Annotated in this window: 15 protein-coding genes; 9 read left to right on the top strand and 6 right to left on the bottom strand. The window is 55.7% G+C overall.

Going from position 1 to position 20843, the window contains the following annotated elements; translation table 11 throughout:
- Positions 1–3 precede the first annotated feature (3 nt).
- From infA to trxB, 5 genes are all read right to left on the bottom strand, one after another.
- Positions 4–222 carry a translation initiation factor IF-1 gene (gene infA, locus ACSPHG_RS15515; RefSeq protein ID WP_002211347.1) on the bottom strand — a complete coding sequence of 73 codons (219 nt, stop codon included), beginning with the start codon at positions 220–222 and terminating at the stop codon, positions 4–6.
- A 284-nt stretch (positions 223–506) separates the two neighbouring features.
- Positions 507–1205 carry a leucyl/phenylalanyl-tRNA--protein transferase gene (gene aat / locus ACSPHG_RS15510; protein ID WP_435954403.1) on the bottom strand — a complete coding sequence of 233 codons (699 nt, stop codon included), beginning with the start codon at positions 1203–1205 and terminating at the stop codon, positions 507–509.
- 58 nt (positions 1206–1263) lie between these two features.
- Positions 1264–2985, bottom strand: a complete 1722-nt coding sequence (cydC, locus tag ACSPHG_RS15505; protein ID WP_435954402.1) for a heme ABC transporter ATP-binding protein/permease CydC — start codon at positions 2983–2985, stop codon at positions 1264–1266.
- A complete protein-coding gene (gene cydD / locus ACSPHG_RS15500; protein WP_435954401.1) occupies positions 2985–4751 on the bottom strand; it encodes a heme ABC transporter permease/ATP-binding protein CydD in 1767 nt (588 codons plus the stop codon). Before cydD ends, cydC begins: the two co-directional genes overlap by 1 nt.
- Positions 4752–4863: 112 nt before the next feature.
- The gene (trxB, locus tag ACSPHG_RS15495; protein ID WP_435954400.1) at positions 4864–5832 is read right to left on the bottom strand and encodes a thioredoxin-disulfide reductase; all 969 of its coding nucleotides are present in this window, start codon (positions 5830–5832) and stop codon (positions 4864–4866) included.
- Positions 5833–6336: 504 nt separating this feature from the next.
- Between trxB and lrp the strand changes: the two genes are divergently transcribed.
- The 9 genes from lrp to ACSPHG_RS15450 all read left to right on the top strand — a co-directional run bounded on the left by lrp (position 6337) and on the right by ACSPHG_RS15450 (position 19874).
- Positions 6337–6831, top strand: a complete 495-nt coding sequence (gene lrp / locus ACSPHG_RS15490) for a leucine-responsive transcriptional regulator Lrp (protein WP_000228469.1) — start codon at positions 6337–6339, stop codon at positions 6829–6831.
- Between the two features lie 120 nt (positions 6832–6951).
- Complete coding sequence (locus tag ACSPHG_RS15485; protein WP_435954399.1) at positions 6952–10653, top strand: DNA translocase FtsK 4TM domain-containing protein; 3702 nt, start codon at positions 6952–6954, stop codon at positions 10651–10653.
- 160 nt (positions 10654–10813) lie between these two features.
- Positions 10814–11425, top strand: a complete 612-nt coding sequence (gene lolA / locus ACSPHG_RS15480; RefSeq protein WP_435954398.1) for an outer membrane lipoprotein periplasmic chaperone LolA — start codon at positions 10814–10816, stop codon at positions 11423–11425.
- Between the two features lie 8 nt (positions 11426–11433).
- Entirely contained in the window at positions 11434–12780 is a 1347-nt protein-coding gene (locus ACSPHG_RS15475) for a replication-associated recombination protein A (RefSeq protein WP_435954397.1), read from the top strand.
- A 93-nt stretch (positions 12781–12873) separates the two neighbouring features.
- The gene (gene serS / locus ACSPHG_RS15470) at positions 12874–14166 is read left to right on the top strand and encodes a serine--tRNA ligase (protein ID WP_435954396.1); all 1293 of its coding nucleotides are present in this window, start codon (positions 12874–12876) and stop codon (positions 14164–14166) included.
- Positions 14167–14517: 351 nt separating this feature from the next.
- Entirely contained in the window at positions 14518–16956 is a 2439-nt protein-coding gene (gene dmsA / locus ACSPHG_RS15465; protein WP_435954395.1) for a dimethylsulfoxide reductase subunit A, read from the top strand.
- Between the two features lie 10 nt (positions 16957–16966).
- Positions 16967–17584 (top strand): DMSO/selenate family reductase complex B subunit, encoded by a 618-nt coding sequence (locus ACSPHG_RS15460; RefSeq protein ID WP_435953629.1) that lies wholly within the window; start codon positions 16967–16969, stop codon positions 17582–17584.
- Position 17585: 1 nt separating this feature from the next.
- The gene (locus ACSPHG_RS15455) at positions 17586–18446 is read left to right on the top strand and encodes a dimethyl sulfoxide reductase anchor subunit family protein (RefSeq protein WP_435954394.1); all 861 of its coding nucleotides are present in this window, start codon (positions 17586–17588) and stop codon (positions 18444–18446) included.
- A gap of 279 nt (positions 18447–18725) precedes the next feature.
- Positions 18726–19874, top strand: coding sequence for an MFS transporter (locus tag ACSPHG_RS15450; RefSeq protein ID WP_435954393.1), 1149 nt, complete (start codon positions 18726–18728; stop codon positions 19872–19874).
- A 35-nt stretch (positions 19875–19909) separates the two neighbouring features.
- Here ACSPHG_RS15450 and pflA read toward each other — a convergent pair whose 3' ends face one another.
- A complete protein-coding gene (pflA, locus tag ACSPHG_RS15445; protein ID WP_435954392.1) occupies positions 19910–20650 on the bottom strand; it encodes a pyruvate formate lyase 1-activating protein in 741 nt (246 codons plus the stop codon).
- Between the last annotated feature and the right edge of the window lie 193 nt (positions 20651–20843).

Raw genomic sequence — 20843 nt, 5'->3', positions numbered from 1 at the left:
CTATTAACGACTACGGAAGACAATGCGGCCTTTGCTCAGGTCGTACGGGGTCAGCTCAACAGTGACTTTGTCGCCCGTCAGGATGCGGATATAGTTTTTGCGCATTTTACCGGAGATATGAGCGGTTACCACGTGCCCGTTTTCCAGCTCAACGCGGAACATGGTGTTAGGTAACGTATCAAGAACGGTACCCTGCATTTCAATATTGTCTTCTTTGGCCATCTAATCCTCGGGGGTATCACTACCATAGTTTGAACCGGCAAGATAATGCCGAAGTTCACGTATCATGTAAAGAATTGTTGGTGAATTCACCAGCAAAGTGCATTTTGCACATTACCCGTCAACCACGCGAAAGCAGCACGGAGTGCGCTTACGACAAGGGGTGCGAAGAGATAAACGGTAGGGCGTTCCCTTTAACTGCAATTCCCAAACGGCGGCGGGGTAATGGGCAGAGTTCACTCTGCGCGAATAATTATAACACCCTCAGCCGAATTGTGCCGTAAACATTATTGCTGCGGCAGCGTTTGTGGCACCCAACAGTGCGAAACCAGGGCTTCTGGTCGGAAAGTCGCCAAATAACGCAGATAATCGCGGCGGGGAATTTCAATCGCTCCTAGCGATGCGGTATGACTATTTAAAACCTGGCAATCAATTAACTTACCGCCGTGTCGCAAGAAGTGCTGACAAAATACCAGCAGGGCGGTTTTGGAAGCATTTTCGCGGCGGCTAAACATGGATTCGCCGCAAAACAGCGCGCCCTGAATAACGCCATACATGCCGCCGACTAATTCATCACCTTCCCAGACTTCTATAGAATGTGCATAACCTAGCTCATGCAGGCGCGTGTAGGCTTCGACAATATCATGGGTGATCCAGGTGCCTTCACTGCGATCGTCAGCGCAGCCGGCGATCGTCTGCTCGAAAGCGTGGTTTAGCGTCACGCGGTAGGGGGAGCGGTTGTGAAATCGCTTCATGCTGCGGCTGACGTGAAAATGCTCTGGAAAAAGCACGGCGCGCGGATCGGGTGACCACCACAGAATGGGATCGCCCGGCGAGAACCAGGGAAAAATCCCCCGCTGATAGGCCATCAACAGGCGAGCAGGACTGAGATCTCCCCCAAGCGCCAGTAACCCGTTAGGTTCACGTAACGCTCCTTCCGGTGAAGGGAAGGCAATAGAGTCACGAGAAAGCTGTATCAGGCGCATGACTTTAACACTCCACCAGGACGTTATTTATTGATTGATTCTAGACTATGCACGGTCTTTATAGACGCTGGCGAAACTGGTAATAACGCCCGCCGGTAGCCATGAGTTCTGCGTGATTACCACGTTCAATTATTTCACCGTTATCCATCACAATTATGCTGTCAAATCGGGCCAGACCCCGCAGACGGTGGGTAACCATCAGCACCGTTTTCCCTGCCGTTACTTCCGCCAGCAGGTTCAAAATCTGCCGTTCGGTTTCGGCATCCAGCCCTTCGGTTGGCTCATCGAGCAGCATCAGCGGAGCGTCATGCAGCAGCGCCCTTGCGATAGCCAGACGGCGCAGCTCGCCGCCGGAAAGCTGACGACCGCCTTCGCCCAGCCAGCTGTTTAACCCGGCATCCAGCAGAAGCTTCTCAAGTCCCACACGTTCAAGCATGGCGCTAAGTTGCTCATCGCTTGCAGAGGGGGCGGCGAGCAGCAGGTTATCACGCAGGGTAGCGCTGAAAAGGTGGACGCGCTGCGGGACGACGCTGGTTGCCGCGCGCAGCGTGCTCGCATCGAATTCGCGAATCGGCTGGCCATTAATGAAAATTTCGCCCTGCTGCGGGTCCCAGGCTCGGGTCAGCAGCTGCAGTAACGTCGATTTCCCGCAGCCGGTGCGGCCCAGAATGGCGACGTGCTGCCCGGCCGTAACGGATAGCGAAATCTCGTTTAACGCTTTCTGCTGCTGGTTTGGATAGGTGAAGCTGAGTTGATTAACTTCGAGAGCAACCTGCGTAAGGGCATCCTGCGGGCGTGATTCAAATGTGACCTCAGGCCGCTGGCTGGTGATTTCCGTAACGCGCAGCGCCGAAGCGATAACCTGGCCCATATGCTGAAACGCGCCGGTGACAGGTGCCAGCGCTTCGAAGGCGGCCAGGGCGCAGAAAACAAAGAGCGCAATCAGCGCGCCCGGCGTGGTGTTGCCGCCGACGCCAGCCGCGGCCATCCACAGCATAACAACCACCGCCAGTCCGCCAATCAATAGCATCACCGCCTGCGACAGTGCCGTAAGCTCGGACTGACGGCGCTGTGCTTCCTGCCACCGTTCTTCCGTGTTATCAAGCTGCGCGCGGTAGCGAGTAGCCGCGCCGAAAATGGTGAGTTCTGCATGGCCCTGCAGCCAGGCCGTTAGCTGCTGACGATACTGCCCGCGCTGCACCGTTAGCGCTTCACCCGCTGGTTTCCCGGCGTAGTAGAAAAGGGGCGGTAGAAATACCAGGGTGGCCAGAAGGATGCCACCCAACGTTAGCGCAAGGGTTACGTCCAGGAAGCTAAGGCCGAAGGTCACTACCACAATCACGACAAACGCGCCGACCAGCGGAGAAATCACCCGCAGATAAAGGTGGTCGAGCGTGTCGACGTCCGCCACCAAGCGATTAAGTAATTCGCCCTGACGAAAACGCGCAAGCCCGGCAGGGGAGAGCGGCAGCAGCTTGCTGAAGGTATAAATCCGCAGATGTTGCAGCACGCGGAAGGTCGCGTCATGGCTGACGAGGCGCTCAAAGTAACGCCCCGCGGTACGGGTAATTGCCGCGCCGCGCACGCCTGCTGCGGGCAGCATATAGTTAAAACTGTAAATCCCCGCCACGCCGACCACGGCGGAAGCGGAAAGGAACCAGCCGGATAGCGTCAGCAGGCCGATGCTGGCGAGCAGCGTAACGATTGCCAGCACCACGCCTAGCGAAAGCAGCCAGATGTGGCGACGATACAGCGTCAGATAGGGCAGTAATGCACGCATCAGATTTCCTCCTGACGATTAGCCAACAGCTCGGCGAACGGGCCATCCTGAGCGGCGAGTTCTGTGTAATTCCCCTTCTGAACGATGGTACCCTTTCGCATCACCCAGATATCGTCCCAGTCGGTAATGTAATCGAGCTGGTGAGTCACCATCACGGTGGTCTGCTGGCGGGACGCTTCGCCCAGCGCTTCCATAACGCGCTGTTCGCTGTGCGCATCAAGACTTGCGGCGGGTTCATCCAACAGCAGCAGCTGGCCCGGGACCAGCAGCGCTCGAGCCACGGCGACACGCTGTGCTTGCCCAACGGACAAACGTGCGGCCTGATCGCCCAACGGCGTATCCACGCCCTGCGCAAGCAGAGGGAGAAACTCGCTCACTGACGCTTTGTCGAGCACGCTTTTCAGCGCCGCATCGCCAGCTTCTGGAGCGGCGAGCAGTACGTTTTCGCGAAGCGTTGCGGCTGGCAGCTGCGGATTTTGACCCACCCAGTTTAGCTGCTCACGCCACCAGGCGGGGTCGAGCTGCGATAGCTCAACGCCGTTGACCAGCAGCTCGCCTTGATAAGGCAGAAAACCGGATAACACGTTAAGCAGCGAGCTTTTTCCCGCGCCGCTCTGACCAACCAGCACAACGCGCTGTCCGGCAGCCAGGGTAAAGGTCAGCGGCCCGGCCAGAGGCTGGCCTTCCGTAGAAAGGATGGTCAGATTGCGCGCTTCGATGGTGATAGACGTAGCACCAGCGAGCTGAATATTGCCGTTTTCTTTCTGCTGGAGCGGGGCGTCGAGGAAGGTCATCAGGCTATCTGCGGCACCAACGGCCTGCGCTTTAGCATGATAAAAAGTGCCTAAATCCCGCAGCGGCAGGAAGAACTCTGGCGCAAGGATCAGGGTCAGGAAACCTGCAAAAAGCGTCACGCCCGCGCCGTAATGGCCGAAGTTTAGCTCGCCCAGATAGGAGAATCCGAAGTAGACGGCGACCAACGCGATAGAAAGCGAAGCGAAGAATTCCAGCACGCCCGAGGAGAGAAACGCAAGGCGCAGCACTTCCATGGTGCGCTGGCGGAAATCCTGGGAGGCAGCGCGGATGTTTTCCGTTTCTGCCGCCCCACGATTGAAAAGTCGCAGCGTTTCCATACCGCGCAGGCGGTCGAGAAAATGGCCGCTCAGGCGAGCCAACGCCTGGAAGTTACGACGGTTAGCGTCGGCCGCACCCATGCCGACCATTGCCATAAACAGCGGAATAAGCGGGGCGGTGCCGAGCAAAATAAGGGCTGCGGCCCAGTTAGAGGGGAAAATCGCCACGAGAATGAGCACCGGCACCATGACCGCCAGCGACATCTGCGGCAGGTAGCGGGCGTAGTAATCATGCATGTCCTCGATTTGTTCGAGAACAAGGGTCGCCCAGCTGCCCACCGGCTTGCCCTGAATCCATGCTGGCCCAGCCTGATGCAGGCGATTAAGCACCTTACGGCGGATTTCCTGGCGGATATGCTGCCCGGCATGGAACCCGACCTTTTCACGTAGCCACACGATCCACGCGCGCAGGATAAAAACGAGCACCAGAAGAATAAACGGCAGAAGCAGCGCTTCCCGAGGGATGTTCTCCATGATCATATGATTGAGCAGGCGGGCGAGTATCCATGCCTGGGCGACAATCAACAGACCACTCACCAGCCCTAAAATACGGGATAGCCCAAGCCAGCGGCGGGAGATAATGCTTTGCTGCTTTAGCCAGCGGCTAAGTTCTTGTTGACGGGTTTTATTCATGGCATGCCAGTGCAGGTAGATAAAGGAATTATCAGGCAAAATTTGCTGGCAATGTTACAACGGGGAGAAAAGAAAGGCGACCTATTAAGCCGCCTTTGTGTCTGGATCAATTTTACTTGTTTTGCTCGGCTAATCCGTCGAGATAACGCTCGGCGTCAAGCGCTGCCATACAGCCGGTACCGGCAGAGGTGATTGCCTGGCGGTAGATGTGGTCCATGACGTCGCCCGCCGCGAACACGCCAGGGATGCTGGTCTGCGTGGCGTTGCCGTGAATGCCGGACTGCACCTTGATGTAGCCGTTTTCCAGCTCCAGCTGGTCGGCGAAAATAGCCGTGTTCGGACTATGCCCGATTGCCACAAACAGGCCTGCAACCGCCAATTCTTCAGTCACATCGGTATTGTGGGTGTCGCGCAGACGCAGGCCGCTTACGCCCATCTGGTCTCCGGTTACTTCATCAAGCGTTTTGTTGGTGTGCAGAACGATATTGCCGTTTGCCACTTTATCCATCAGACGATTGATGAGGATTTTTTCCGCACGGAAGCTGTCACGACGGTGAATGAGGTGCACTTCTGAGGCGATATTAGCCAGGTAAAGCGCTTCTTCAACCGCTGTGTTACCGCCGCCGATGACCGCAACTTTCTGGTTACGGTAGAAGAAACCGTCGCAGGTTGCGCAGGCAGAAACGCCGCGGCCTTTGAACGCTTCTTCAGAAGGAAGGCCCAGGTAACGCGCGGAGGCACCGGTCGCGATAATCAGCGCGTCGCAGGTGTACTCACCGCTATCGCCGGTCAGGCGGAACGGACGGTTTTGCAGATCGACCTTGCTGATGTGATCGAAAAGAATTTCGGTTTCGAATTTGGCGGCGTGCTCGTGCATGCGCTCCATCAACAGTGGCCCGGTCAGGTCATGCGGGTCGCCCGGCCAGTTTTCGACTTCGGTGGTGGTGGTGAGCTGGCCGCCTTTTTCCATACCGGTAATCAGGACGGGTTTCAGGTTGGCGCGAGCAGCATAGACCGCTGCGGTGTAGCCCGCAGGGCCGGAGCCCAGAATAAGCAACTTACTGTGTTTAGCCGTGCTCATGAGTTCCTCATTGAACGTTTGCTGACAATCGGGGGATTGTAGGGAATTTGGCGACTTAAAAAAAGGTGTAGCGAGGGTGTTAGGGAATTGTGTGAACGATATGTGTAATAGCCTTGCTCAATCAATGTGCTGAAACCGCGCTTAAACCGCATAAATACTCAACCTGTGAGAGGGATTAGTCACGGAGGTAAAGTGATGAATAATCGTCAAGTGCGCCTGATATCTGGCACGTTCCACTAAAAAGCGATGTTTTGCTTTGACAATCCCCTAAGCATTTGCGAAAACATTCGAGGAAGAAAAAACATTTGGTGTGATTGTTTTCATAACGTCGCGCATACCTGATGCAAATTTACCGGGCCATTGAAATCTACGCATGGTGTGGACAGACGCCATGCGTGATGTCGATAGCAGCCGTTTGGCACCGGTCTTCTCACGTACACCCGGAACAGTGACGTTGACCCGGGTTATGGCAGGTGATGGAAGGAACAGAGAGAGACAATAATAATGGTAGATAGCAAAAAGCGCCCTGGCAAAGATCTCGACCGCATCGATCGTAATATCCTCAACGAGCTGCAAAAGGATGGGCGAATTTCTAACGTCGAGCTTTCGAAGCGTGTTGGGCTTTCACCGACGCCGTGCCTTGAGCGCGTACGTCGTTTGGAACGACAGGGTTTTATTCAGGGCTACACGGCGCTGTTAAACCCGCATTATCTGGATGCATCACTTCTGGTTTTTGTTGAGATTACTCTGAATCGTGGCGCGCCGGATGTGTTTGAGCAATTTAACGCCGCAGTGCAAAAACTTGAAGAAATTCAAGAGTGTCACCTGGTTTCCGGCGATTTCGACTACCTGTTGAAAACCCGCGTGCCGGATATGTCGGCTTACCGCAAATTATTAGGCGAAACCCTGTTACGACTGCCGGGGGTGAACGACACCCGTACCTACGTCGTCATGGAAGAAGTGAAACAGAGTAATCGTCTGGTTATTAAGACCCGTTAACACGGGCCAGGTGCAAAATCCGCGTATTTTGGTTACACTCCTGGTAATCCATACAGCAACAGTGCCGGGATCCTCCCGGCACTGTTGCTCTCTATATATTTAAGGACCTGGAGAGTCTACTTGAGCCAGGAATACACCGAAGATAAAGAAGTAACATTAAAGACACTTAGCAGCGGGCGCCGTTTACTTGAGGCGCTGCTGATCCTTGTTGCCATTTTTGCCATCTACCTGATGGTCGCCTTACTGAGTTTTAATCCTTCCGATCCAAGCTGGTCACAGACGGCGTGGCATGAACCTATCCATAATTTGGGTGGTGCACCCGGCGCATGGCTTGCGGATACCCTGTTTTTCATCTTTGGCGTGATGGCCTATACCATTCCGGTGATTATCATCGGTGCCTGCTGGTTCACCTGGCGGCAGCGGGGCAGTGAAGATTACATCGACTACTTTGCGGTGTCGCTGCGCCTGATAGGCGTTCTGGCCATGGTGTTGACCTCCTGTGGTCTAGCCGCCATTAATGCTGACGATATCTGGTACTTCGCCTCCGGCGGCGTGATTGGCAGCCTGTTGAGTACGGCGATGATGCCGCTGCTGAATAGCAGCGGCGGTACGATCGCGTTGCTTTGCGTCTGGGCGGCTGGCTTGACGCTGTTCACCGGCTGGTCTTGGGTGAGCATTGCCGAAAAGATCGGCGGCGCGGTGTTAACCGTGCTGACGTTTGCCAGCAATCGAACCCGTCGGGATAACACCTGGCAGGACGAAGAGTACGATTACGAAGAACATCAAGACGAACTGCTTGACGATGAACACGAACCAGCAATGGAAAAACGTGAATCCCGTCGTGCACGTATCCTGCGCGGTGCGCTGGCCCGCAAGCAGCGCATCTCAGAGAAATTCGCCAACCCTAACGCGCGTAAAACGGACGCCGCTTTGTTCTCCGGCAAGCGCATGGATGACGAAGATGACGTCCTGTTTACCGCGCGCGGCGTTGAGGCCGACGCGGACGACGTGCTGTTCTCCGGTAATAAAGCTACGCTTCCGGAATCAGAGGAATACGATCCGTTATTAAGCGGTCCTTCCATCGTTGAACCGCTTGCGGCTGCGACAGCCGCGACGATGGTAAATCAATCCTACGCTGCGCCAGTTTCCTCGGCTGCATCAACGCCGCCGGTTCAAACGCCAGCGCCTGAAACGCAGACCAGCCCGGCTATCGCCTGGGAACCTGCGCCAACGACGGTTACGCCTGACCCGGTTATTGCCCCGGCACCTGAAAACTACGCTGCGCCACGGCCAGCCGCACAGCAGGTACCTCAGGAAATGACCAGCCACTGGTCTGAACCCGCAGCGCCTGTTGCAGAGCCTGAATATCAGCCTGAACCCGTCGAAGAGAGTAAACCTGCGCGTCCGCCGCTCTATCATTTTGAAGAGGTTGAAGCGCAGCGTGCTCGTGAAAGGGAACAGCTAGCCGCCTGGTATCAGCCGGTAATTGAACCTAAGCCCGATCCGTACGAGCGCGCAGAGGCTACACCAACAGTACCGTCAATGCCTTCAACGCCATCAATGCCGCCAGTTATGCCAACAGAGATGCCTGCGCCGGATGTAACTTCGGTTGCGCCCGTTGTCAAAGAAGCGGCAAAAGCAGCAGGCGCAGCGGCAGCGTTTTCGCCTGTATTTAGCATTGCTAGCGATGCGCCACGCGCGCAGGTGAAAGAGGGGATTGGGCCGCAGCTGCCGCGTCCAAATCGCGTACGTGTACCTACCCGTCGTGAACTTGCCTCCTACGGCATTAAGCTGCCGTCGCAGCGCATGGCGGAAGAACAGGCTCGCGCGGAACGTCGTCAAAACGGCGACTACAGCGACGATTACGCCGACGATAATGCGGACGAAATGCAGCAGGACGAGCTGGCACGCCAGTTCTCCGCGCAACAGCAGCAGCGTTATGGCGATGAGTACGCAGAAGAGCAGCCGTCTCAGGAAGATGAAGACGCGGCAGAGCAAGCCGAACTGGCCCGCCAGTTTGCCGCCCAGCAGCATCAGCGCTATGAGCAAACCGCGCCTGCTTCCAACGCACCGTTCTCGCTCGACGATTTTGGTTTTTCTCCGATGAAAGAGCTGGTGGACGATGGCCCAAGCGAGCCGTTGTTTACGCCAAGCCCTGTCCCGGAACAAGCGCCTGCTGTACCCGCTCAGCCTGCTGCACATCAAAGCTATGCTCCGCAAGAAGCCTATCAGGCACCTTCGCAGCATCAGGCCTATCAGCAGCCTCAGCAGCCGCAGGAAAGTCTAATCCATCCGTTCCTGATGCGTAATGGCGACGACCGGCCGCTGCAAAAACCGACCACGCCGCTGCCGTCGCTGGATCTGCTTACCTCTCCGCCAGCTGAAGTTGAGCCGGTGGATACTTTTGCGCTGGAACAAATGGCGCGTCTTGTTGAGGCGCGTCTGGCTGATTACCGCATCAAAGCCGACGTTGTGGATTATTCACCGGGCCCGGTTATTACGCGTTTCGAACTCGATCTGGCACCGGGTGTCAAGGCTGCTCGTATATCAAACCTGTCGCGTGACCTGGCTCGTTCATTGTCTACGGTTGCCGTGCGCGTTGTAGAGGTTATTCCGGGCAAGCCGTATGTCGGCCTGGAATTACCGAATAAAAAGCGCCAGACCGTTTACCTGCGTGAAGTTCTCGACTGCGCTAAATTCCGCGAAAGCACCTCGCCTCTCACCGTGGTGCTTGGTAAGGATATCGGCGGGGAATCTGTCGTCGCCGACCTTGCGAAAATGCCTCACCTGCTCGTTGCGGGTACCACTGGCTCCGGTAAGTCGGTGGGCGTGAATGCTATGATCTTAAGCATTCTGTACAAGGCGACGCCGGAAGAAGTTAAGTTCATCATGATCGACCCGAAAATGCTCGAGCTGTCGGTCTATGAAGGCATTCCTCATCTGTTGACCGAAGTGGTCACCGACATGAAAGACGCGGCCAACGCGCTGCGCTGGAGCGTCAATGAGATGGAACGCCGTTATAAACTGATGTCGGCGCTCGGCGTGCGTAACCTCGCCGGTTACAACGAACGCGTGCTGGAAGCCGAGCGTATGGGGCGTCCGATTCCGGATCCGTTCTGGAAGCCGGGCGACAGCATGGATGCGACGCATCCTATGCTCGAAAAGCTGCCGTATATCGTGGTTCTGGTGGATGAGTTCGCCGACCTGATGATGACCGTGGGCAAAAAAGTTGAAGAACTGATTGCACGACTGGCGCAGAAAGCGCGTGCAGCGGGCATCCACCTTGTGCTTGCTACGCAGCGTCCTTCTGTCGACGTCATTACCGGTCTTATCAAAGCGAACATCCCAACGCGTATCGCCTTCACCGTGTCGAGCAAAATCGACTCGCGCACCATCCTTGACCAGGGCGGCGCTGAATCTCTGCTTGGTATGGGTGATATGCTGTATTCCGGGCCGAACTCCACCACGCCGGTTCGCGTACACGGTGCCTTTGTCCGTGACCAGGAAGTTCACGCGGTAGTGCAGGACTGGAAGGCACGTGGTCGTCCACAGTACATTTCAGGTATCACCTCCGATAACGAAGGCGAGGGTGGTGCAGGCGGTGGCCTGGACGGCGATGAAGAGCTTGATCCACTGTTCGATCAGGCCGTTGCGTTTGTCGTCGAAAAGCGTAAAGCGTCGATTTCCGGCGTGCAGCGCCAGTTCCGTATCGGCTACAACCGTGCGGCGCGAATCGTTGAGCAAATGGAAGCGCAGGGGATCGTGAGCCCGCAGGGGCATAACGGTAACCGTGAAGTTTTGGCCCCGCCGCCGTTCGAGTAAACTTCTGCGAAAGAGCCGCCTCTGCGGCTTTTTTGCAAAGAAGGGTAAATAACCAATAAATCAGGTTTTTCTTCTGTTGTTCCGGTTTCGCACTGCACTAGAGTGAGCAACAGAGGTACCACGCGCACCCGCGCTGGTAGATGAATACAAAGGGAAAATAATGAAAAAGATCGTAATTGCCTGTGCTTTGTTGACTACATTTGCCACCACTAGCGTTTGGGCTGATGCCGCAGGCGACCTGAAAGGGCGTCTGGACAAGGTGAGTAGCTTCCACGCAAGCTTCACGCAAAAGGTCACTGACGGCAGCGGTGCGGCCGTGCAGGAAGGTCAGGGTGATTTATGGGTGAAGCGCCCTAATCTGTTTAACTGGCACATGACTCAGCCGGATGAAAGCATCCTGGTATCTGACGGTAAGACCCTGTGGTTTTATAACCCGTTTGTAGAGCAGGTCAGCGCAACCTGGCTGAAAGATGCCACCAGCAATACCCCGTTTATGCTGATTGCGCGTAACCAGGCCAGCGACTGGCAGCAGTACAATATTAAGCAAACGGGTGATGACTTCGTGCTGACGCCGAAAACCAGCGCCGGTAACCTCAAGCAGTTCACCATCAACGTCGGGCGCGACGGGACAATCCATCAGTTTAGCGCCGTCGAGCAGGACGACCAGCGCAGCAGCTACGCGCTGAAAACCCAGCAAAACGGCTCGGTGGATATGAATAAGTTTACCTTCACCCCGCCGAAAGGCGTAACGGTGGATGACCAACGTAAGTAGAGGCATGAGTGGGCAATCTGACCCTCGATTTTTCTGATAATACGTTCCAGCCTTTGGCCGCCCGTATGCGGCCAGAGAATTTAGCGCAGTACATCGGCCAGCAGCACCTGCTGGCCGCCGGTAAGCCGCTGCCGAGAGCCATCGAAGCCGGCCATCTTCATTCCATGATTTTATGGGGGCCGCCGGGCACCGGTAAAACCACGCTTGCGGAAGTTATCGCCCGCTACGCCAATGCGGATGTTGAACGCATTTCTGCCGTGACGTCAGGTGTAAAAGAGATCCGTGAAGCCATTGAACGCGCCCGTCAGAACCGCAACGCCGGGCGGCGTACCATTCTGTTTGTCGATGAAGTTCATCGTTTCAACAAAAGCCAGCAGGATGCATTTCTGCCGCATATTGAAGACGGTACTATCACCTTTATCGGCGCGACAACCGAAAACCCTTCGTTTGAACTGAATTCCGCTCTGCTTTCACGGGCGCGCGTTTATCTGCTGAAATCCCTTACCGTTGAAGATATCGAGCAGGTGCTTGATCAGGCGATGAACGACGGCGAGCGGGGCTACGGTAAACAGACCGATCTGGTGCTGCCGGATGAAACGAGGCGCGCCATTGCCGAGTTGGTAAGCGGCGATGCGCGGCGGGCGTTGAATACCCTTGAGATGATGGCTGACATGGCCGAAATTGACGCCAAGGGCAAACGCGTGCTGCAGACTGTATTGCTCACGGAGATTGCCGGAGAGCGCAGCGCGCGTTTTGATAATAAAGGCGATCGTTTCTACGATCTGATTTCTGCCCTGCACAAATCGGTACGCGGCTCGTCGCCTGATGCGGCACTCTATTGGTACGCCAGAATTATCACAGCAGGTGGTGACCCGCTGTATGTCGCGCGCCGCCTGTTGGCCATTGCATCTGAAGACGTTGGCAACGCTGACCCGCGCGGTATGCAGGTCGCGATTTCCGCGTGGGACTGTTTTACCCGCGTAGGCCCGGCCGAAGGCGAGCGCGCCATTGCTCAGGCCATTGTTTATTTAGCGTGCGCGCCGAAAAGTAACGCTGTATATACTGCTTTCAAAGCCGCGATGGCGGATGCGCGGGAACGCCCGGACTACGACGTGCCGGTTCACCTGCGCAATGCGCCGACCAAACTGATGAAGGAAATGGGCTACGGGCAGGAGTATCGTTACGCTCACGACGAACCTAATGCTTATGCTTCTGGCGAAGTCTATTTTCCCGAGGAAATGGCACAAACGCGCTACTATCGGCCAACAAACAGAGGTCTTGAGGGCAAGATTGGTGAAAAGCTCGCCTGGCTTGCTGAACAGGATCAAAATAGCCCGACAAAACGCTACCGCTAATGCAGGGGTTGCGGTAAGGTTAGCAAGACTATCAATGCGGTCGCAGGCTGTGGCCGCATCCCCTTCATTTAATTCGATAAGCACAGGATAAGCATGCTCGATCCCAATCTGCTGCGTACCGAGCCAGACGCAGTCGCTGAAAAACTGGCACGCCGAGGCTTTAAGCTGGATGTTGAAACGCTGCGCTCTCTTGAAGAGCGTCGTAAAGTTCTGCAGGTAAAAACTGAAAATCTGCAGGCTGAACGTAACTCGCGATCGAAATCCATCGGCCAGGCGAAAGCGCGCGGGGAAGACATCGAGCCACTGCGTCTGCAGGTTAACCAACTGGGCGAAGAGCTGGATGCTGCGAAGAGCGAGCTTGATGCTCTGCTGGCGGAGATCCGCGACATAGCGCTGACGCTGCCGAACATCCCGGACGATTGCGTACCAATGGGTAAAGACGACAGCGAAAACGTTGAAGTCAGCCGCTGGGGCGAGCCGCGTAAATTTGATTTCGAAGTGCGCGATCACGTTACGCTCGGCGAAATGGCCAAAGGCCTGGACTTTGCGGCTGCGGTAAAACTGACCGGCTCTCGTTTTGTGGTTATGCAGGGACAAATCGCTCGTATGCACCGTGCCCTGAGCCAGTTCATGCTGGATCTGCATACCGAACAGCACGGCTACATGGAAAACTATGTGCCTTACCTGGTTAACCAGGAAACGCTGTACGGCACCGGCCAACTGCCTAAATTCGGCGGCGACCTGTTCCATACTCGTCCGCTGGATGAAGAAGCAGACAGCAGCAACTACGCGCTGATCCCAACCGCCGAAGTGCCGCTGACCAACCTAGTACGTGACGAAATCATCGATGAAGATTCTCTGCCATTGAAGATGACTGCACACACGCCGTGCTTCCGCTCCGAAGCAGGCTCTTACGGTCGCGATACTCGCGGTTTGATCCGTATGCACCAGTTTGACAAAGTTGAGATGGTGCAGATCGTTCGTCCTGAAGATTCCATGGACGCGCTGGAAGAAATGACCGGTCACGCTGAAAAAGTACTGCAGCTGCTGGGCCTGCCATACCGCAAGGTGCTGCTGTGCAGTGGCGACATCGGCTTCGGTGCTCGCAAAACCTACGACCTGGAAGTGTGGCTGCCGGCGCAGGATACCTATCGCGAGATCTCTTCCTGTTCTAACTGCTGGGATTTCCAGGCTCGTCGCCTGCAGGCACGCTGCCGCAGTAAAGCCGATAAGAAAACCCGCCTGGTGCACACGCTGAACGGCTCCGGCCTGGCAGTAGGTCGTACTCTGGTCGCGGTACTGGAAAACTACCAGCAGGCCGATGGCCGTATCGAAGTGCCAGAAGTTCTGCGTCCTTATATGCAGGGTCTGGAATACATCGGTTAAGCATAAAAATGCTGATTGATTCTCATTAAGCGCCTGCGGGCGCTTTTTTTATGGGCCTAATCACCCTAAAACAGCAGATAATCCGCCTGACTTGACGTCAAACAATAAGCTCCTACCACCAAAGAAGTATTATCGCTGCCTGAAAGTGAGTGATGATATTCATAATTATTCATCCAGTTTTTCATCATTTGGTCGCCGTGATTTACATGATGTGACGCGGCAAAACCAATCAGCATAACGCTAATTTTTCGACATTCCTTTCTCCCTTTGGCTGTGCGCGAATTCGCAGATCCTGCGGGGTTTGTTCCGCTGCCAGCTTTTTTTAATTGTGAGCAAATCAAGTGGGTCACTATGAAAGCGAAAACCCCTAACGCCATTCTGAGCGCGCAGGTGAGCCGCCGCAAGCTGGTGCAAACCACCGCTATCGGCGGGCTTGCCGCCGCCAGCAGCGCTTTTACCCTGCCATTTTCCCGCGTGGCTTTTGCACAGACGCGTGCCGTTAGCGGCACGGAAAAGGTGGTGTGGAGCGCCTGTACGGTCAACTGCGGCAGCCGCTGTCCGCTGCGTATGCACGTGGTGGATGACGAAATAAAATACGTCGAAACCGATAACACCGGCGATGACGATTACGAAGGGCTGCACCAGGTTCGCGCATGCCTGCGTGGCCGCTCGATGCGCCGCCGCGTCTACAACGCCGACCGCCTAAAATACCCAATGAAACGCGTGGGGCTACGCGGCGAAGGGAAATTCGAGCGTATTAGCTGGGATGAGGCCTTTGATACCATCGCCAACAGCATGAAGGGCATTATCAAAGAATACGGCAATGAAGCCATTTATCTTAACTATGGCACGGGCACGCTGGGCGGAACGCTGACCCGTTCTTGGCCGCCGGGTTCAACGTTAATCGCACGCCTGATGAACTGCGTGGGTGGCTACTTAAACCATTACGGTGATTACTCCACCGCGCAAATCGCCGCAGGCCTGAACTACACCTACGGCGGCTGGGCGGACGGCAACAGCCCGTCCGACATCGAAAACAGCAAGTTGGTTGTGCTGTTCGGCAACAACCCCGGTGAAACGCGCATGAGCGGCGGCGGGGTAACGTACTATCTGGAACAGGCGCGTGAAAAATCCAACGCCCGGATGATCATCATCGACCCGCGCTATACCGACACCGGCGCGGGGCGCGAGGACGAATGGATCCCTATCCGTCCTGGCACCGATGCGGCGCTGATTTCCGCGCTTGCCTGGGTGATGATCGACGAAAACCTGGTCGATCAGGCTTTCCTCGATAAGTACTGCGTTGGCTACGATGAGAAAACGCTCCCGGCCGGCGCGCCTGCTAACGGTCATTACAAGGCTTATATTCTTGGGGAAGGCACTGATGGGGTAGCGAAAACGCCTCAGTGGGCTTCGACTATTACCGGTATTCCTGTCGATCGCATTGTTAAGCTTGCGCGTGAAATCGCCACGGCAAAACCCGCGTTTATCAGCCAGGGCTGGGGGCCGCAGCGTCATTCAAACGGCGAGCTGGTTTCCCGCGCTATCTCCATGCTGGCTATTCTGACCGGCAACGTGGGTATTAACGGCGGCAACAGCGGCGCGCGTGAAGGCTCTTACTCTTTGCCTTTTGTACGTATGCCAACGCTTGAAAACCCGGTGCAGGCCAGTATCTCCATGTTCCTGTGGACCGACGCCATCGAACGCGGCCCGGAAATGACCGCAACCCGCGACGGCGTGCGCGGCAAAGACAAGCTCGACGTGCCGATCAAAATGGTCTGGAACTACGCCAGCAACTGCCTGATCAATCAGCATTCAGAAATTAACCGCACCCACGATATCCTCCAGGACGATAAGAAGTGCGAAATGATTGTGGTGATCGATAACCACATGACCTCGTCTGCCAAATATGCCGATATCCTGCTGCCCGACTGCACGGCTTCCGAACAGATGGATTTCTGCCTCGATGCCTCCTGCGGCAACATGTCGTACGTTATTTTCGCCGACCAGGCTATTAAGCCACGCTTTGAGTGCAAAACCATCTACGAGATGACCACCGAGCTTGCCAAACGCATGGGCGTGGAACAGCAGTTTACCGAAGGCAGGACTCAGGAAGGCTGGATGCGGCATCTTTATGAGCAGTCGCGCGAAGCGATCCCTGAGCTGCCGAGCTTTGATGAATTCCGCAAGCAGGGCATGTTTAAGCAGCGTGACCCACAAGGGCACCACGTTGCCTACAAGGCCTTCCGCGAAGATCCAGCCGCGAATCCGCTGACGACGCCATCGGGTAAAATCGAAATCTATTCTGCTCAACTGGCGGATATTGCCGCTACGTGGCAGCTGGCTGAAGGTGACGTAATCGATCCGCTGCCGGTGTATAGCTCCGGGTTCGAAAACTATGGCGATCCGTTGAGGGAAAAATGGCCGCTGCAGATGACGGGCTTCCACTATAAGGCCCGTGCTCACTCCACCTACGGTAACGTTGATGTGCTGAAAGCCGCCTGCCGCCAGGAAATGTGGATTAACCCGATCGACGCGCAAAAACGCGGTATCAGCAACGGTGACATGGTGCGTATTTTCAACGGCCGCGGCGAAGTTCATATCAATGCCAAGGTCACGCCGCGCATTATTCCGGGCGTTGTCGCGCTTGGGGAAGGGGCCTGGTACAACCCGGATATTAACAAAATTGACCATGCGGGCAGTATCAACGTGTTGACGACCCAGCGACCGTCGCCGCTGGCGAAAGGTAACCCGTCCCACAGTAACCTGGTTCAGGTTGAGAAGGCGTAAGGAATAGCAGATGACAACCCAATATGGATTTTATATTGATTCGAGTCGCTGCACCGGCTGCAAAACCTGCGAGCTGGCCTGCAAGGACTACAAAAACTTAGGCCCGGACGTCAGCTTCCGCCGCATCTATGAGTACGCGGGCGGCGACTGGCAGGAGGACAACGGCGTCTGGCATCAGAACGTCTTCGCCTACTACCTGTCGATTGCCTGCAACCACTGCGCGGACCCGGCCTGCACCAAGGTCTGCCCGAGCGGGGCGATGCACAAGCGCGAAGACGGATTTGTGGTGGTCAACGAAGACGTGTGCATCGGCTGCCGCTACTGCCACATGGCCTGCCCGTACGGTGCGCCGCAGTACAACGCCGAAAAAGGCCACATGACCAAATGCGACGGCTGCTACGACCGCATCGCCGACGGCAAAAAGCCAATCTGCGTCGAGTCCTGCCCGCTGCGCGCGCTGGACATGGCCCCGATTGACGAACTGCGCAAAAAATACGGCGAGCAGGCGGCAATCGCCCCGCTGCCGTCCGCGCACTTCACCAAACCCAATATCGTGATTAAACCTAACGCCAACAGCCGCCCGTGTGGGGATAAAACCGGTTATCTGGCCAACCCGAAGGAGGTCTGAAATGGGCAGTGGATGGCATGAATGGCCGCTGATGATTTTTACCGTGCTCGGTCAGTGCGTGGCGGGCGGGTTTATCGTGATGGCTTTGGCGCTGCTCGGCGGCATTTCCGAGCGCCCGCTACGTAAACGCGTGCAGTGGGCAATGATCGTGCTGTGGGTGCTAATGGGCATCGGATTTATGGCCTCGGTGCTGCACCTCGGCTCACCGCTGCGCGCGTTCAACTCGCTTAATCGCATTGGTGATTCCGCGCTCAGCAACGAAATCGCCAGCGGTTCGGTGTTCTTCGCCGCGGGCGGATTCTGGTGGCTGATAACCGTAATGGGCAAAATGCCTGCGGTATTGGGCAAGCTGTGGATGATCCTTACCATGGTGCTTGGCGTGTTCTTCGTCTGGATGATGTGCCGCGTGTATCTGATTGATACGGTGCCAACCTGGTACTCTGCCTATACGCCGCTGGGCTTCTTCCTGACGATGTTTATCGGCGGCCCGCTGCTTGGTTATCTGCTACTTCGCGCAGCGGGCGTAACGGGCTGGGGGATGCGTATTCTGCCGGTGATAACGCTTATCGCTCTGGTGGCAAGCACGGTTGTTGTGCTGCTGCAGGGGATGGAGCTGGCGACAATCCACAGCTCTATTCAGCAGGCTTCGGCTCTTATCCCGCAATACGGAACGCTGATGTCGTGGCGTCTGGCTTTGCTGGTTGTTGCGCTGGCGTGCTGGGTAGTTCCACAGCTGAAGGGCAGCCAGCCCAATGTCGGCCTTCTGACCTTCGCATTCATGCTGGTTCTTGCCGGTGAGTTAATAGGACGCGGTGTTTTTTACGGCCTTCATATGACGGTAGGTATGGCTATCGCCAGCTAGTTCTGACAATGCGCGCCTTAGGGCGCGTTTTTTTTTCATATAAAAAAATGTCATGCGATTTACCATGAAATTTTTCATCCATCCCGTCTCGATTCTTTATTCCTTATATCATCAAAAACAGCGAGATAGCTTTTCCGCCTGGCACTTCATGATGATCGAGGATAAGTTTTTCAAATCGACAGGGTTCAAATCGTGCCAGGCCCCGTTAGCGCTGGATTGACAATCATTTTGCCGGTGGCATGATGCGCACAAATTTCTTCTCTTCCTCGCGGTTTCTACATGTCCACCTATACGCGGCCAGTGATGCTTTTGCTCTGTGGCCTAATGCTGTTGACCCTGGCGATAGCGGTGCTTAATACGCTCGTTCCCCTGTGGCTTGCTCACGAACATCTGCCTACCTGGCAGGTGGGGATGGTCGGCTCTTCCTATTTTACCGGCAACCTGCTGGGAACAATGGTGACGGGCTGGCTGATTAAGCGTCAGGGTTTTAACCGCAGCTATTACCTGGCTTCGCTGATTTTTGCCGCCGGTTGTGTAGGCCTGGGGCTGATGGTGGGCTTCTGGAGCTGGATGATGTGGCGTTTCATCGCGGGCGTCGGCTGCGCGATGATTTGGGTCGTGGTGGAAAGCGCGCTGATGTGCAGCGGCACGTCACGCAACCGCGGGCGTTTGCTCGCAGCCTATATGATGGTGTATTACGTCGGTACCGTGCTTGGCCAACTGATGGTCAGCAAACTGCCAACGGATTTAGTCAGCGTGCTGCCCTGGGTTACCGGACTGGTGTTGGCGGCTATCCTGCCTCTGTTATTCACTCGTATTGTGAACGATCGTAGCGAAAGCCAGGAAGCAACGCCGGTATGGCCGATGCTGCGTTTGCGCCACGCGCGCCTTGGCGTCAACGGCTGCATTATTTCAGGCATCGTGCTGGGTTCTTTATACGGTCTGATGCCGCTGTATCTCAATCACCAGGGCGTGAGCGATTCCGGGATTGGCTTCTGGATGGCGGTGATGGTGAGCGCAGGAATTGTCGGGCAGTGGCCGGTAGGGCGTTTGGCCGATCGATATGGCCGCCTGCTGGTGCTGCGCGTGCAGGTGTTTGTCGTGATTCTTGGTTGCCTGGCGATGCTGAGCAATGCGGCAATGGGGCCGGTTCTTTTTGTGCTGGGTGCCGCAGGTTTTACACTCTATCCGGTCGCCATGGCGTGGGCCTGTGAAAAAGTCGAACACCATCAGCTGGTGGCGATGAACCAGGCGCTGCTGTTGAGCTATACCATCGGCAGCCTGCTTGGGCCAACGTTCACCGCTATGCTGATGCAGAGCTATTCCGACAACCTGCTATTTGTGATGATTGCGGGCGTCGCGTTTGTTTACCTGCTGATGCTGCTGCGCAAAGCAGGGCATCATCCAACGCCCGTGGCGCATGCCTGATATGAAAAAACCCTCGTAAAGAGGGTTTTTTGTTTCTAGTACATCACCTTGTGACCATACTGTTCGAGAATGCCTTTGACGCGTTCCATGGTCTCTTTCTTCGGCGGATGTACGCCGTCCAGTTTGTACTCTTCGCCCATCGCCACCCACTTATGTTTGCCAAGCTCGTGGTACGGCAGCAGCTCGATTTTTTCGACGTTGCCCATATCGCGGGTAAATTCCCCGAGGCGGTGCGCTGAATCGTCATCGTCTGACCAGCCCGGAACCACCACGTAGCGGATCCAGACGTTGATGTCTTTCTTAGAAAGATACTGCGCAAATTCCAGCGTACGGTGGTTTGAAACGCCGACCAGGTTCTGGTGGATTTCGTCGTTCATCTGTTTTAAATCGAGCATCACCAGATCGGTAACTTCCAGCAGCTCGTCGATCACCGGATCGTAACGGCGGACAAAACCGTTAGTATCGAGGCAGGTATGAATGCCTTCTTTGTGGCAGGCGCGGAACCAGTCGCGCACGAATTCTGCCTGAAGAATAGCTTCGCCACCGGATGCGGTGACACCGCCGCCGGAAGCATTCATAAAGTGGCGATAGGTCACCACCTCTTTCATTAGCTCTTCGACGGTGATCTCTTTGCCGCCGTGCGTATCCCATGTATCACGGTTATGGCAGTACAGGCAGCGCATCAGGCAGCCCTGGAAGAAGGTGATAAAACGAATACCGGGGCCATCCACGGTACCGCATGATTCAAAGGAATGAATTCGGCCAATTACTGACATTGCGGTGTTTTCTCCAGTATTGACCCATGAAACAACACGGGTCAGGTTGAGCGCGGTCTGTAAAGTGCATGCCGCGTCGAATCAGTTTTGCGAGATAACCTAAACGTAGCAGTTATCTTGCAAAACCGGTTCTGACAGGGGGGGATAAGAAAAGGCCCCACCTGAGTGGAGCCTTTATTCTACGCCTTTTCAG

This window comes from Dryocola baronae (assembly GCF_051297175.1).
Lineage (GTDB): Bacteria > Pseudomonadota > Gammaproteobacteria > Enterobacterales > Enterobacteriaceae > Dryocola.
The sequence above is the reverse complement of the archived record's forward strand: the minus strand, read 5'-3'. Positions and strand labels throughout refer to the sequence as shown.